The following is a 13,714-nucleotide window of genomic DNA, read 5'->3' as shown; positions in this document are numbered from 1 at the left end:
CATGCGTCCGCTCGATGCCCGCGTACCCTGTCCGGCGCGGTGGCGGCCGGGCAGGATGAGCGATACGGGGGACGTCCGGTGCCGCGCAACACCGGCGGCCCGGGCGGCCGTTGACAGCTGTCCGGGTCAGCGGCGCGCACGCCTCCCCCCGATCTGGCGGCGCACAGCCGCTGAGAGGTGGTGGGAGCGGTGGATCCGCTGCGTTTCGACGGCCGGGTGGCAGTGGTGACGGGGGCCGGCCGGGGCCTCGGCCGGGAGTACGCGCTGCTGCTGGCGGCGCGCGGCGCCAGGGTGGTCGTCAACGACGTCGGGACCGGGATCGACGGCCGCGGCGCCTCGCCGTCGCCCGCGCACGCGGTGGCCGAGGAGATACGGGCGGGCGGTGGCGAGGCCGTCGCGGATGTTCACGACGTCACCGGCGCGGCTGCCGCGCGGGAGCTGGCCGCGGTGGCGCTGGAGCGCTGGGGGCGGCTGGACGTCCTGGTCAACAACGCGGGGATCTCGGTCCTGCGGCCGTTGCAGGAGCTCTCCGACGAGGAGTGCCGGCGCGTGCTCGACACCCACCTGGGCGGCACCTTGAACATGCTGCGCGCGGTGTGGCCGCACATGGCCGCGGCGGGATACGGGCGGATCGTCAACACGTGTTCCGAGGCGCTGTTCGGCGACACCGGGCTCAGCGTCTACGCGGCGGGCAAAGGGGCGGTGCTCGGCCTGACCACCTCGCTGGCGGCCGAAGGCGCCTCGCTCGGCATCACGGTGAACGCGGTCGTGCCCGTCGCAGCCACCCGGATGTCCCTGGAGGCCGTCGAGGGCGACGACCAGCTGGCCGCGACCCTCACCTCGCTCTTCCCCGCCCGGCACGTCGCGCCCGTGGTGGCGTTCCTGGCCCACGAGGGCGTGCCCTGCACGGGGGAGCTCCTGCACGCCGCCGGCCGCAGGACCGGGCGGATCTTCCTGGCCGCCACCGAAGGCGCGCTGTCGGCGGGCGACCCGACACCGGAGTCGGTCCACGAGCACTTCCCGCGTATCCGGAGCACCGAGGGGTTCAGGACCCCGCAGAGCGTGAGCGCCTCCATGGCCTACTCGATGGCCCGGCTGGGGGTCGGCGGCACCGAGCCGCTCGCCCTCGACCTGTCCACCCCGGCCTCCCCCGCGTAAGGAACCGACCACGGGAGGATCCGGTGCCGCAGGACATCCACTTCGACCTGCCCCCTGCCGCGGGGGCCAGCCCCGACCTCGACGGCGCCCGCCGGCGCAATCTGCAGTGGGTGCGCCGGACGGGCCTGGTGGACGGCGACCGTTCCCTCGCCTGGTACGCGTCCTGGGACATGCCACGCCTGGCCGCTCTCGGCTACCCGTACGCCCGCGGGGCCGCCCTGGACCTGTGCGCGGACGCGATGGCCTTCTTCTTCATCTTCGACGACCAGTTCGACGGTCCCCTCGGGCGGGATCCCGCCAGGGCCGCCCGCGCGTGCCAGGACCTGATCGACATCGTCCACGGCATCCCGCCGCGATCCGGCGCCGATCCCTGCTCGCGCGCGTTCGCCGACATCTGGGCCCGCAGCACCCGCGACACCCACCCCGCCTGGACCGCACGGACCGCGCACGAGTGGGAGTACTACTTCGCCGCCCAGGCCCACGAGGCGATAGGCCGCCTCCGTGCCACCCCCGCCGACATGCAGAGCTACCTCCAGGTCCGGCGCGGCACCGCGGGCACCGACCTGCCCCTCTCCCTCGGTGAGCACGCCGCCGGTATCACCGTCCCCGCCGTCGCCTTCCACAGCCCCCAACTGCGCATCATGCGCCGGGCCGCCATCGACGTCACCCTGATGTGCAACGACGTGTACTCCCTGGAGAAGGAAGAAGCACGCGGCGACATGGACAACATCGTCCTGGTCATCGAACACACCCGTCGCTGCACCCGCGACGAAGCCGTCGCCGCCGCCCGCCAGCAGGTGCACCGGCGCGTGCGGCGGTTCCTGGAGCTCGCCGGCCAGGTCCCGGACATGTGCGCCCGGCTCGACCTGTCCGACCGGCAGCGGAGCACGGTCGACAGTTACACCCGCCTCATGGCCGCCTGGATGAGCGGCTACCACGCATGGCAGACCGAGACCCTGCGCTACCGCACCGCCCCGCAGGTCGTCCCGCCCTCCGGCCCCGGCTACTTCGACGAGGTGCTGCACACCGGCCCGGACGCCCGGCCGACCTAGACCTTGCTGGGCGCGCGCGACGGTGCGGTGTCGATTTAGGCTGGTTGGGTGATATGTCCTGCATGCGGATGAGGAGGCGAAGGGTCGATGTCGAAGATCCTTTTCATCGTCAGCGGAGCGACCTACTGGGTTCTCAAGGACGGTTCCCGGTATGCGACCGGCTACTGGGCCGAGGAATTCGCCAACCCCTACAAGCTGCTCACGGACGCCGGCCACGAGGTGGTCGTCGCGACTCCAGGCGGCGTGACCCCGAACGTCGACATGATGAGCCTGCGCCCGTCCATGGCGGGCGGTGAGCAGGGAGCGCTCGACCTGGAAGCCGTCATACGGGACGCGGAGGTGATGCGCCGGCCGCTCAAGCTGTCCGACGTGCGCCTTGAGGACTACGACGCGGTCTACCTGCCCGGCGGGCACGGCCCCATGTCGGATCTGGCGTACGACGCCGACGCGGGCCGGCTGCTGACTGCACAGCTCGAATCGGGCAACCCGCTCGCAATCGTGTGCCACGCGCCGGCGTCGTTGCTGGCCACCCGGATCCACGGTGTGTCGCCCTTCAAGGGCTACAAGGTCACCGGCTTCACCAACGAGGAGGAGGAGGGCGTCGGGCTTGCCTCGCGGGCGCCCTGGCTGCTGGAGGACGAGCTGAAGGAGAAGGTCGGCGTCGACTACAGCCGCGGGCCGATATGGGAGCCGTACATGGTGGAGGACCGCAACCTCGTCACCGGGCAGAACCCGCACTCCGCCGCGATCCTGGGGGAGCGGCTGCTGAAGATCCTGGCCTGAGAACTCCACCGGCCCCGGAAGGGAGGGCGGCCGGACGTCCCCGGCCGGGCGCTGCTCATGGAACAGCGCCCAACGGCGCCCGTCGGCGGCTCAGCGTGCGAGCGGGAGCGTACGGGCGAGGAGCAGGGCGACGTCGTCCTCGGACCGGCCGCCGGCCAGCATGGTGTCGACGACCGCCGTGCAGAGGTCCTCCAGCCGCGCCGCCGGACGGGCGAGCGCGCCGCGCAGCCGTTCCAGTCCCTGGTCGATGTCGGCTTCGCGGGTCTCGACCAGGCCGTCGGTGTACAGCGCGATCAGGCTTCCCTCCGCCAGCTGGGTCTCCGCGGAGCGGAAGTCGCCGAGTCCGACGCCGATCGGTGCCCCGGGCGGCAGCCCGACGAATTCGACGGTCCCGTCGGGGGTGACGATGGCCGGCGGCGGGTGCCCCGCGCTGGCCATGGTGGCGGAGCGGGTCGCGGGGTCGTAGACCACGTAGACGCAGGTCGCCCCCACGCTGGGTGAGGTCAGCTCCTCCTCGGGCCGGTCCCGGGCCAGACCGACGACGAGCTCGTCCAGCCGGGCGAGCACCTCGGCCGGGGGCAGTTCCAGGTTGGTCAGGGTGTTCAGCACCATGCGGAGCCGGCCCATGGTCGCCGCCGCGTTGATGCCGTGGCCGACGACATCGCCGACGACCAGGGCGACCCGGTCGTGGGACATCGGGATCACGTCGAACCAATCGCCGCCGACACCCCCGTACTTGTCGGCGGGCAGATAGCGCGAGGCCACCTCGACCGCGTCGCCGCTGCGCAGGATGTGCGGCAGCAGGTCGCGCTGCAGGGCGAGCGCCGCGGTGTGCTCGCGGCTGTAGCGGCGGGCGTTGTCCAGGCTCAGCGAGGCGCGGGCCGCCAGCCCCTCGGCGAGAAAGAGGTCGACCCTGCTGAAGGACACCGGGTTGCGGGAGCGGACGAAGGTGATGATGCCCAGCACGTGCCCGCGGGCCTGGAGCGGCACGACCATCAGCGAGTGCATCCCGAACTTCCTGACGACTCTGGCCCGGTTCGGGTCGTTGTCGCGCCAGGTCCCCGGAGAGGTGTCGAGCACCGGCTCGAAGTGGGACTGCAGGGTGTCCCGCACCTCGGTGTAAGGAGACGAGGGGGGAACGAAGACCGGCATCCCGCGCTGCCAGAGGGCCTCGGGGACGTCGGGGTGGACCGAGGCCATCCCGCCACGGTAGAAGGCGGGGATGCTCGCGTCCGTGGACTCCAGGCGTTCCAGCGGCTCCTGGTCGGGCATGACGGAGTCGGCGAGTTCGACCGTGACGAAGTCCGCGAGCGTCGGCACCACCGTGTCCGCCAGCTCCTGCGCGGTGATCATGACGTCCAGGGTGGTCCCGATCCGGGTCCCGGCCTCGATGAGGAGCCCGAACCGCTGGTGGGACCAGCTCTCGCGGATGTCCTCGACCATCAGGCACAGGCCCTTTGCCCGGCCCTCCGGGTCATCGACGCGGAAGAGGGACAGCGACAGCGACGGGTCGGGGTTGTCGTCCGACCTGGGCAGCATCCACATCAGGTCCACCGACGGCGCCCCGCGTTCCAGGAGGCGCCGCATCGCGGCCTCAAGGCCGTCCCCGCGCCCCGCCGGCAACAACTCCGTGAGCCGGGACCCCACGCGCGGACCGCCGGGAATGAAGTCCATGCCGACGATCGCCTCGTTGTGCCAGGTGCAGCGCAGGTCGAGTCCCCACACCGCCACACCCATCGGCGCGTGCCCGAACAGCGTCCGCAGCGCCTCCGTGTCCAGGCCGGAGCGCGGAAGCGGGCCGGTCGCGGCGGCCTCCCACACGCACCAGTCCCCGCCGGCCTCACCGACGGAGAAGGGGGTCACCCGGAGATCCACGGTCTGCCGGCGGCCGCCTGGCTGCGTGAGCTGTACCGGCCCTGACCACGGCCCTGACCCGCTCGGCGGACCCGCCGGCCCGTCCTCGCCCCCGGCCGCCAGCAGCCCGCCGGAGGGACGGCCCACCGCCTCGGCAGCCGGGCGGTCCCACAGGCGCTCTGCGGCCTGCGTCCAGCGCACCACGGTGCCGGCATCGCTGATCACAGCCACCAGTTCGAACGGGCTGTTCACCGTCTGCTCCCCCAGGATCGCACAGGGTCGTCGACTGCATCGCGGAAGACCTGCCTGAACAGGGAACTCCTCTCCCCGCCAGGCTCGCACACTATGGGGCGCCCCGCAGGGACGCCGCCGCTCCCGCGCTGCCCGCGCCACCGAGGACTCGCTGGTGGAGGGCGGTGACGGCCTTGCGCGCCGAGGCGAAGGCCCCGTGCTGCCAGGCATCCATGTAGCTCAGCCAGTCGCCCGCGAAGTACACCCGCCCGGTCGGCTCGGTGAGCGGTCTGTAGCGGGCCGCGTCGGGGCTTTCCAGCGAGGTGTGCCAGGCCGCCTCCTGGTGGGGGAACTGCCGCCAGTGGACGGAGAAGGACGAGGCAAGCTCGGTGCGGTATTTGGCACCGTAGATCTTCACACCTGCGGCGACGGCGCGCTGCTCGCGTCGACCGGGGCTGAGCCGGGCGTACTCGTCGGCGCCGGCGTCCAGGGTGTAGTAGCCCATGAGGACGCCGCGTTCGCCGTGGTAACCGTGCGAGGGGTGCCAGATCTGGTTGACGTCCAGGTCGGTCTCCGTGATGCCGCCGTAGACGCGGTGGTCGCTCTCCCACCAGCGCGAGACGTACTCCAGGCCGATCTTGCCGGCGGAGAAGGGGTTGAAGCTGCCGAGCGCGGACTGCACCGCGGCGCCGAGGTTGTGCCGCACCCCGGCGAGGAGGTTCGGCGGCATGGCGGCCACGCAGTAGTCGGACTCCACGCGGTGGGTGCGGCCGTCCCGCGTGTAGGTGACGGTGACCCCGCCGGCCCCGTCGGTGATCCCGGTGACGACACACCCGGTACGGATCCTGCCGGCGCCGACGGCCCGGGTGAGCGCCTCGGGTATCGCGTCCATGCCGCCCACCGGCTGGAACATCGGCATCGCCTGGTCGAACTCGGACTCGAAGGAGAAGTAGCGGCCGACACCGGTGGCGAGGATCTCCGACGCGGAGGGCAGGTCCCCGTAGGGCACCCCGGGGGTGCCCGGCGCGCCAGGGTAGACGGAGAAGCCGCGGCGGGAGCTGCCGGAGTAGTCGTACCCCGAGCCGAGGGCGCCGTAGTCCGCGAGGAACTCGACCAGGCGCTCGCGGTCGTCGGCGGTCAACTCCTGGTCCAGGGCGCCGCTGTCGGTGGCCTTGGCCAGGACCTCGCTGACGTAGCCGAGCATGTCGGCCTTGGCCGTGCGGTAGCGCATCGCCTCGGTCATGCCCGCGGACTCGTTGTAGATGTAGGCGTCCGCGTTGGTGTTGGTGAACACCTCGACGGGCACGCCGAGTTCGCGGCAGTAGTCCATGCTGATCATCCACTGGGCCATCCGCGCGGGGCCGGCGTTCATGTACTGGCCGGGGGCGAAGCGGGCGGTCTGGCGGAAGCCGAGCAGGTCGGTGACGGTGTCGCCGCCGCGAACGGTGAAGTTCCGGCCGCCGGTCGGGTCACCGGCCTCCAGGACCGTGCACCGATAGCCCGCCTTGCCGAGTTCGTACGCGGCGGTCAGTCCGGCCACCCCGCCGCCGAGCACGACGACGTCGGCCGCCGTCCTGCCGGTGAGGGTGAAGTCGCCCGGCCAGGGCGCCCGGTACTCCCGGTCCCGGGCCGCCGCCGCGGCGGTGGGCGCCAGGCCCAGCGCCCCCATGGTCGCGAACATGGTGCCCGCACCCGCGGTCGCCCCGACGGAACGGAGGAAATCGCGGCGGTTGAGCGGTGTCATCCCGGTGCCCCTCTCGGTCGGTGCCGGGACCTTACAGCGCCGGGCCGACGGCCGACCCCGTCGTGCGCAGGGCGCCTGGCGCGCAGGGCGCGGCGTCGAGATCCACCCGGCTGGCCGCACGGCGGAGGAACGAACGGAGCCGTCCGGAGGAGATAGTCGCTGGGACGGGGAGAACCGTCAGGCCGAGGAGGAGCGGAGTGAGCATGCCTGGGACCGAACCCGACGTGCCCGAACCCGGCGGGGCGCACCGGGCCGGCCCGACCGGCCCCTCCGCGCCGGGGCGCCGCGGTCGTCCGCCGGCGGGCCGCCGCACCCCGCCCGCGCCGAACAAGTGGTGGACGCTGACCGCGGTGTGCCTGGGGACCTTCATGCTCCTGCTGGACATCACCATCGTGAACGTGGCGCTGCCCGACATCCAGCGCTCGCTGCACGCCAGCTTCTCCGACCTGCAGTGGGTCGTCGACGCCTACTCCCTGACGCTGGCCGCGCTGCTGCTGACCGCGGGCAGCCTCGCCGACATGTACGGCCGCAGAAGGCTCTACGTGATCGGCCTGACCGTCTTCAGCCTCGCCTCGCTGCTGTGCGGGCTCGCCCACGACTCGCTGATGCTGCAACTGTCCCGGGGGCTGCAGGGGATCGGCGGCGCCATCATGTTCTCGGTGTCGCTCGCCCTGCTGGCGGACGCCTTCCGCGGCAAGGACCGCGGTATCGCCTTCGGGGTCTGGGGCACCATCACCGGCTTGGCGGTGGCGGTCGGACCGCTGCTCGGCGGTGTGCTCACGACGGGCCTGTCCTGGGAGTGGATCTTCTACGTCAACCTGCCCGTCGGCGCGCTCGCCGTCGCGATCACCCTGCGAAAGGTCGCCGACTCCCAGCTTCCCGCCGCCCGCCGCCCCGACTGGCCCGGCTTCGTCCTCTTCACCCTCGCCCTGTCCAGCCTGGTCTACGCGCTGATCCAGTCGAGCCACGAAACCTTCTCCGACCCCACCGTCATCGGCTGCCTGGCCGGTGCGGTCGTGCTGATGGCCGCCTTCGTGGCGGTCGAACTGCGCAGCCGCCAGGCGATGTTCGACCTGTCCCTGTTCCGGAAGCCGACCTTCACCGGCGGCCTGGTCGCCGCCTTCGCCCTCAGCGCCTCACTCCTCTCGCTGCTCCTCTACCTCGTGCTCTACCTCCAGGACGTGCTCGGGTTCAGCGCCCTGGGCGCGGGGGTGCGGCTGCTGCTCATCTCCGCCGGCCTGCTGGTGATGTCGGCGGTGTCCGGACGGCTCTCCTCGCGGATGCCGGTGCGGTTCCTGATCGGGCCCGGCCTGCTCCTTGTCGGCGGCGGGCTGCTGTGGATGCGCGGTCTCAGCGCCACTAGCGAGTGGACCCACCTGATCCCCGGCCTGATCATGTCCGGCGCCGGTCTGGGCCTGGTCAACCCGCCGCTGGCGTCGACGGCCGTCGGTGTCGTCCAGCCGGAGCACGCCGGCATGGCCTCCGGCATCAACTCGACATTCCGGCAGATCGGGATCGCCACCGGCATCGCCCTGCTCGGCACGCTGTTCTCCAGCAAGGTCAAGGCCTACGTGACCGACCACATCGGCGCCGTCCCCCAGGTCAGCGGGCTCGGCCCGCGGATCTCCACCGCCGTCGAGTCCGGCACCGTCACCCAGACCCTCGACTCGCTCCCGGCCGAGGTCCGCGCCCCGCTCAGGAGACTCACCGCCGCGGCCTTCACCTCGGGCCTCAACGAGCTCTTCCTGGTCGGTGCGATCATCGCGCTCGTCGCGAGCGTGGTGTCCTTCGCGACGATCCGCACCAAGGACTTCGCCCAGCCGCCCCCCTGACCGTCCCGCGTCGCCCGTGGACCCGGAGCGGAACTCCAGGCCGGCCCCCTCGGGGGCTTCCGGCCACCCGGACCTTGTGGCGCTGCTCTCGGCGGGTGCGGGTCCTCAGGGCACCAGAACCAGCTTGCCGCGGGCGTGGCCGCCTTCGCTCCTGTCCTGGGCCTTCGCTGCCTCGGCCAGCGGGAGCACCTCGTCGATGCGCACCCGCAGCGTGCCGTCCGCGAGGCCGCGCAGTTGCTCGCCGACGACGTCGGCGACCTCGCCCGGCGTGGTGCTCGCGCCGAGGGAGAGGGCCACGCCGAGCCCCTGCGCCGCCACGTCGGCGACGGTGACGATCCGGCCGGTGCCGCCCCGCAGCTCGATCGAGTCGGGCAGCGCCCCGAAGCCCGCGGCGTCGAAGACCGCGTCCACCCCGGCGGGTGCGGCCTGCCGCACCCGCTCGACCAGACCCTCGGCATAGGTCACCGGGACGGCTCCCAGCTCCCGCAGGTAGGCGTGGTTGGCGGCGGAGGCCGTGCCGACCACGGTCACGCCGCGCGCCACGGCCAGCTGTACGGCGAGCGTGCCCACCGCGCCCGCGGCGCCGTGGATCAGCAGGGTCTCGCCCTTCTCGACATCCAGCTCGCGCAGCACCCGATCCGCGGTCTCGCCTGCCACCGGGAGCGCGACGGCCTGCTCCCAGCTGAGTCCCGCGGGCTTGAGGACGACGTTGTCGGCGATGGCGTACTGGGCGTAGGAACCGCCCTTGACCCAGCCCACCACCTCGTCCCCGACGGCGAAGGCGGTGACGCCCGCACCGACCTCGTCGACCACCCCGGCGGCCTCGACACCCGGCACGGACGGCAGCACGGTGGGCACGAAGGCCTCGAACCAGCCGCGACGCACCTTGAACTCCATGGGGTTGACGCCGATCGCCCGTATCGCGACGCGCACCTCGCCGGGGCCCGGATGGGGCTCCTCGACCGCCGTGAACCGCAGCACCTCGGGCCCGCCGAACTCCTCGAAAACTATCGCCTGCATGGTCAGCCTCCAGCGGGAAACACAGACATCGGACCGGCCCGAGACGGTGCCGGTCACCTTCCGTGCTCCCATGGTCGGCCGTGCGTGCGGCGATCCCGCCGGTCTTTCGGACGGTTCGCACCCCTCCGAAGGGCGGGGCCCGCCGGGCGACGCCGGTCGTAGTCTTGACCGCGTGGACTACGCCGGATTCGCACAGCCGTCGTCAGCGCTGGTCACAGCCGCGCACATCATGAACGCCCCGCCGTCACAGATGGCCGCCCATATCTCCGCGGCCCTGGCCGACGAGGTGCCGCACCGGGCGGTCGCCCTCCTGGCGACCCAGTGCGCGTCGTCCCCCGTCGCCACCGAGGGTGACGCCGAACTGACCGGCACGCTCACCGCCGTGGTGCTGGGCGCGCTCGTCGCCCAGGTCACCCCTGGCCACCCCTGGCAGGGCACCGCGGACCTCGCTGGTGCCACGCGGCCGGTCCTGGTCGTGGCGAGCGATCTGACGCCCCGGGGGGCCGGCCTGGTCATGGTCCTCGACGCGGACACCCCGCTCGCGGCGGACGTCCTGCTGACCGTGCAGGCGCTGGTGGACCTTTTCACCACTCACCTGGAGCGGCTGGTCACGGATGCCGCGCCGAGCACCCTGGCGCAGTCCCGGGCGGTCGCACAGGCCAGGTCCCATGCCGTCGCCGAACTCGGCGAGGCCCACGCGACGGCGCTCTCCGGGATCCTCGGAGTCCTGCGCAGCCATCGGCTGGACAACGCCACCGCCCGCTCCACCGCCGTCGACCTGGCCGTCAACGCGCTCATCGGCCTGCGCAACGACTCCCAGCGGGGCACGTCACCGGTGTGGGAGGAGCCGGCCGGACAGGCCTTCGGCCACCTCGCCGAGTCGCTGAAGACGCTGCTCGGCCACAGCGCCGTGCGGCTGGAACTGGATCCGCCCGCGAACGACCGGCCGCTCACGTCGGCGACCGCGCACGCCGCCAGGGTCTCCGTGCGCGCCGCCGTCCTGGCGGCGCTGCGGCAGGGCGAGGTCCGGCGGATCAGGGTCGGCTGGGAGCTCGGGCTCACCGAGCTCGTCGCGACCGTGCGGGACGACGGCCCCGGTGTGCCGCACGACGACCTCCGGGCCGGCCAGATCGCCCAGCGGGTCGAGGCCCAGGGCGGCTCCTTCGCGCTGGACGCGGTGCCGGGCTGGGGGATGACCACCAAGCTGACGTTCCCGCTGGGACTGTCCGAGGCCGCCGCCAAGAGGATCCCCGGGCCCATGCCCGCCGCCTCGCCGGACCGGGCGCCCGGCGCCGACCCGCTGGCGGATCTGGGGACACGGGAAATCGAGGTGCTCGAGCATCTGGCGCTCGGCCACCGCAACAGGACGATCGCGCAGGAGCTGCACATCGGCGAGTCCACCGTGAAGTTCCACGTCGCGAACATCCTCGCCAAGCTCGGGGTCGGCTCGCGGGGCGAGGCGGCGGCGCTCTTCCACTCGGCCGCGTCGCGCTGAGGCCGGTGGCGGGGCCGTCAGAGGACGCCGCCGAGGGCTGCTCGGCCACTCATGACCGGGGGCGTCGTCGCCCGCCTGCCAGGACCCGTCAGGCCTGCGCCTCGTCGCGGAGGTGGGAGAGCTGCCCGGTCCAGCCGTCGGAGTTCGACGCGATGCCGTCGGCCTTGACGTCGTCGGCGGCCTCCAGCGCGGAGAAGCCGCTCTCGGTGACCGCGACGCGTACGCCCTGCCCGGTGTCGGTCACGGCGAACTCGACGAGCGTGGTGCGCCCCGGGGCCAGTTCCGCGCCCGGGAAGGTGCTGGCCCAGTGGAAGGCCGCGTAGGTCATCGGCCGCAACTCGACCAACTCGACCGGGAAACGGCCCCACTTCTCGGACTCCCGCACCGTCACACCGCCCGGCGTTCGGTCGCCCTGCACGGGCGTGTCGCTCGGCACCCACCAGCCGGGCTCGGTGACGAGCTCCCAGACGCGTTCGATCGGTGCCGCGATCACGATGCTGCGCTCAATACTGTCCTGCATGGCGGTCGGTCCTCACTGTCGATGTCTGCAACCCAAGAGTTGCACGTAAGGCCTTTATTCGCAACCAAGCGGTTGCGCGGGCGCTCGTATGCAACTTCCAGGTTGCACCTGGCGGGAGCAATGTGCAACCCTGTAGTTGCGTGCAATACGGCGACAGTGAAGGAGCCTCCGCGTGACGGACGAACCCCGCAGCCCGCACGGCGACGAGGCGGTCGACAGCGTTCTCGCCGCGCTGGCCGATCCGACGCGGCGACACCTGCTGGATCTGCTGGCAGAACGGGGTCACGCCACCGCGACGAGCCTCGCGGAGGGGCTGCCCATCTCGCGCCAGGCGGTCGTCAAACACCTCGCCGTCCTTGACGCCGCCGGCCTGGTCCTCGGCAGCCGGGTCGGCCGCGAAGTGCGGTACGCGCTGCGGACCGCGGCCCTGGACGCGACGGCGCAGTGGATGTCCGCTCTCGCGGCGGAATGGGACCGCCGCCTGGCCACCCTCAAACGCCTGGCCGAGGCGGCCGAAGACGATACGCGGTAGGCGCCGCGCACCAGGCGGGATCTGTCAGACACGGCCCAGCGGATCGCCGCCGTGCCGGGCAGGCCGACGAGGGCACGTGGCGGGCCGGCTCGGCCGTCCGCGTACGGGTCAGTGCTTGTCGCGCAGCAGCCTGACGATGGCCGCGAGCGCGAAGACGATCACCAGGACGGTCATCAGAGCCCACAGCGGGCTCTCGGTAGGCCACCCCTGGTAGGCCAACTCCATTCGATCCTGCATCTCGACCTCACGATGTCTCTGGGCGGAGCCGCGCCCCTTCACAGCGGATAACGCCAACTCCGCGCGGGTACCGGCGGATATGCCGCCTCGACGACCGTCTACCCGCGAACTCCACATCCAGCCAAGGCCGTTGTCCGGATCGCCGAACAGCGGACCGGGAGTGACGCTCAAGGCTGTGCCATGCTGGCCCCCGACCCGGCGCCGGAAGAAGGGCCGACCGGATGACCACACCGCTGGAGCGGCTGACCCGCCTGGTCCCGCCGCCCGGCAGGACGGCCCCGACCGACTGGGCCGACGCCGAGCGACGCCTCGGAAGCGCCCTGCCCGCCGACTACCGCGAACTCGTCGACACCTACGGGCCCCGCGAGTTCGCCGGCCACGTGCGGCTGCGCGCACCCGAGGGCGCGGGGAGCGGTCCGGGCCTGATCGCCCTGAACAGCGGCTACTTCGACGAACTCGAGGACGTCTGGGAGATGAACGGGGAGGCCCCGGAGGAGATCGAGGAGGGCGCCACCCTCGTCGTGTGGGCCCGCACGCAGGACGCCGACACCCTCAACTGGCTGGTCCGGCCGGGCGCCGAGCCCGAGGAATGGCCGGTCATGGTCCTCAACGGCGACGCCAACGAGTGGGAGACCTACCCCCTCAGCGCGACCGCCTTCCTCGCCGGCCTGCTCGGCGGGGAGATCGACTCCCCGATCCTCTCCTGCGAACTCACCCCGCCCGCCGGCGCCGCGGTACCCCCTCGCAGGCCGGACACCGGTGGGCTGCTACGTTGACTCGCTGGGCCGAGAGCGGCGGAGCAGCGTTGCGCATCTTTCCCCGGGAGGAAGCCGATGGCGGTCGGTGCGGTTGCCGTGATCGCGTACTGCGCCGTGGTGGGCACCACGCTCTTCCGCTTCGCCCGCCGGAGTTGGCGGGACGGGTACTCCTACGCCTACCGGATGCGGCTGACACCCCTGCCGGACGACCACAAGCTCGGCATCGAACGCGCCTTCGGCGTCGGTGGGGCCTTCCACTACCTGCTGGGCGTGATGATGATCGCGGTCCTGGTGACCCCGTGGGACGCGCAGTCCGTGGCCGATGCCCTGATCCTCGGTGTTCCGCTGCTGGGTGTCGTGCTGAGCGGCGCCCTGATGTTGACGATCATCTGGTTCAACCGCCCGCGCTTCCTGGTCCCCCGGCACATGCGTGAGCAGCCGGGAACGGTCCGGCTCCGCCGCGGCTGAGCACACCGCCTGCCTCCGGCCGGGGGTGGC

General features: G+C 72.3%; 13 protein-coding genes. 8 read left to right on the top strand and 5 right to left on the bottom strand.

Annotated elements, in window-relative coordinates; all coding sequences use genetic code 11:
• The first annotated feature begins 189 nt into the window (after nt 1–189).
• The 3 genes from OG702_RS03675 (at nt 190) to OG702_RS03665 (ending at nt 2,993) form a co-directional block, all read left to right on the top strand.
• The gene (locus tag OG702_RS03675; protein WP_327287425.1) at nt 190–1,158 is read left to right on the top strand and encodes an SDR family NAD(P)-dependent oxidoreductase; all 969 of its coding nucleotides are present in this window, start codon (nt 190–192) and stop codon (nt 1,156–1,158) included.
• A gap of 23 nt (nt 1,159–1,181) precedes the next feature.
• Nucleotides 1,182–2,210, top strand: a complete 1,029-nt coding sequence (locus tag OG702_RS03670; protein WP_327287424.1) for a terpene synthase family protein — start codon at nt 1,182–1,184, stop codon at nt 2,208–2,210.
• Nucleotides 2,211–2,297: 87 nt separating this feature from the next.
• Nucleotides 2,298–2,993, top strand: a complete 696-nt coding sequence (locus OG702_RS03665) for a type 1 glutamine amidotransferase domain-containing protein (RefSeq protein WP_327287423.1) — start codon at nt 2,298–2,300, stop codon at nt 2,991–2,993.
• A gap of 90 nt (nt 2,994–3,083) precedes the next feature.
• Here the strand turns inward: OG702_RS03665 and OG702_RS03660 are convergent, their stop codons facing one another.
• On the bottom strand, nt 3,084–5,099 hold the full coding sequence (locus tag OG702_RS03660; protein WP_327287422.1) for a SpoIIE family protein phosphatase: 2,016 nt from the start codon (nt 5,097–5,099) through the stop codon (nt 3,084–3,086).
• Nucleotides 5,100–5,190: 91 nt separating this feature from the next.
• On the bottom strand, nt 5,191–6,759 hold the full coding sequence (locus OG702_RS03655; protein ID WP_327293071.1) for a flavin monoamine oxidase family protein: 1,569 nt from the start codon (nt 6,757–6,759) through the stop codon (nt 5,191–5,193).
• A 266-nt stretch (nt 6,760–7,025) separates the two neighbouring features.
• Here OG702_RS03655 and OG702_RS03650 point away from each other — a divergent pair, with 266 nt between their 5' ends.
• Nucleotides 7,026–8,654: an MFS transporter gene (locus OG702_RS03650; RefSeq protein ID WP_327287421.1), complete on the top strand. Its 1,629-nt coding sequence runs from the start codon at nt 7,026–7,028 to the stop codon at nt 8,652–8,654.
• Nucleotides 8,655–8,759: 105 nt separating this feature from the next.
• Here OG702_RS03650 and OG702_RS03645 read toward each other — a convergent pair whose 3' ends face one another.
• Entirely contained in the window at nt 8,760–9,674 is a 915-nt protein-coding gene (locus OG702_RS03645; protein WP_327287420.1) for an NADP-dependent oxidoreductase, read from the bottom strand.
• A gap of 172 nt (nt 9,675–9,846) precedes the next feature.
• Here OG702_RS03645 and OG702_RS03640 point away from each other — a divergent pair, with 172 nt between their 5' ends.
• A complete protein-coding gene (locus tag OG702_RS03640; protein ID WP_327287419.1) occupies nt 9,847–11,169 on the top strand; it encodes a helix-turn-helix transcriptional regulator in 1,323 nt (440 codons plus the stop codon).
• Nucleotides 11,170–11,257: 88 nt separating this feature from the next.
• Here OG702_RS03640 and OG702_RS03635 read toward each other — a convergent pair whose 3' ends face one another.
• Nucleotides 11,258–11,689: an SRPBCC domain-containing protein gene (locus tag OG702_RS03635; RefSeq protein ID WP_327287418.1), complete on the bottom strand. Its 432-nt coding sequence runs from the start codon at nt 11,687–11,689 to the stop codon at nt 11,258–11,260.
• Nucleotides 11,690–11,861: 172 nt separating this feature from the next.
• On the opposite strand from OG702_RS03635, the gene OG702_RS03630 reads away from it, so the two are divergent.
• Complete coding sequence (locus OG702_RS03630) at nt 11,862–12,221, top strand: ArsR/SmtB family transcription factor (protein ID WP_327287417.1); 360 nt, start codon at nt 11,862–11,864, stop codon at nt 12,219–12,221.
• Nucleotides 12,222–12,329: 108 nt separating this feature from the next.
• Here the strand turns inward: OG702_RS03630 and OG702_RS03625 are convergent, their stop codons facing one another.
• Nucleotides 12,330–12,458: a hypothetical protein gene (locus OG702_RS03625; protein WP_327287416.1), complete on the bottom strand. Its 129-nt coding sequence runs from the start codon at nt 12,456–12,458 to the stop codon at nt 12,330–12,332.
• Nucleotides 12,459–12,679: 221 nt separating this feature from the next.
• On the opposite strand from OG702_RS03625, the gene OG702_RS03620 reads away from it, so the two are divergent.
• The gene (locus tag OG702_RS03620) at nt 12,680–13,234 is read left to right on the top strand and encodes an SMI1/KNR4 family protein (protein WP_327287415.1); all 555 of its coding nucleotides are present in this window, start codon (nt 12,680–12,682) and stop codon (nt 13,232–13,234) included.
• 57 nt (nt 13,235–13,291) lie between these two features.
• A complete protein-coding gene (locus OG702_RS03615) occupies nt 13,292–13,684 on the top strand; it encodes a hypothetical protein (RefSeq protein ID WP_327287414.1) in 393 nt (130 codons plus the stop codon).
• Nucleotides 13,685–13,714: the final 30 nt, after the last annotated feature.

Origin of the sequence: Streptomyces sp. NBC_01198 (genome assembly GCF_036010485.1) — a bacterium.
In the GTDB taxonomy this organism is placed as follows: domain Bacteria; phylum Actinomycetota; class Actinomycetes; order Streptomycetales; family Streptomycetaceae; genus Actinacidiphila.
This window is presented reverse-complemented; position numbering and strand designations above follow the sequence as displayed.

Excerpts from the sequence above, each read along its gene's own strand:
- OG702_RS03665 (WP_327287423.1), top strand. The coding sequence starts at position 2,298 with ATGTCGAAGATCCTTTTCATCGTCAGCGGAGCGACCTACTGGGTTCTC.
- OG702_RS03655 (WP_327293071.1), bottom strand. The coding sequence starts at position 6,759 with ATGTTCGCGACCATGGGGGCGCTGGGCCTGGCGCCCACCGCCGCGGCG.
- OG702_RS03650 (WP_327287421.1), top strand. The coding sequence starts at position 7,026 with ATGCCTGGGACCGAACCCGACGTGCCCGAACCCGGCGGGGCGCACCGG.
- OG702_RS03645 (WP_327287420.1), bottom strand. The coding sequence starts at position 9,674 with ATGCAGGCGATAGTTTTCGAGGAGTTCGGCGGGCCCGAGGTGCTGCGG.
- OG702_RS03635 (WP_327287418.1), bottom strand. The coding sequence starts at position 11,689 with ATGCAGGACAGTATTGAGCGCAGCATCGTGATCGCGGCACCGATCGAA.
- OG702_RS03625 (WP_327287416.1), bottom strand. The coding sequence starts at position 12,458 with ATGCAGGATCGAATGGAGTTGGCCTACCAGGGGTGGCCTACCGAGAGC.
- OG702_RS03620 (WP_327287415.1), top strand. The coding sequence starts at position 12,680 with ATGACCACACCGCTGGAGCGGCTGACCCGCCTGGTCCCGCCGCCCGGC.
- OG702_RS03615 (WP_327287414.1), top strand. The coding sequence starts at position 13,292 with ATGGCGGTCGGTGCGGTTGCCGTGATCGCGTACTGCGCCGTGGTGGGC.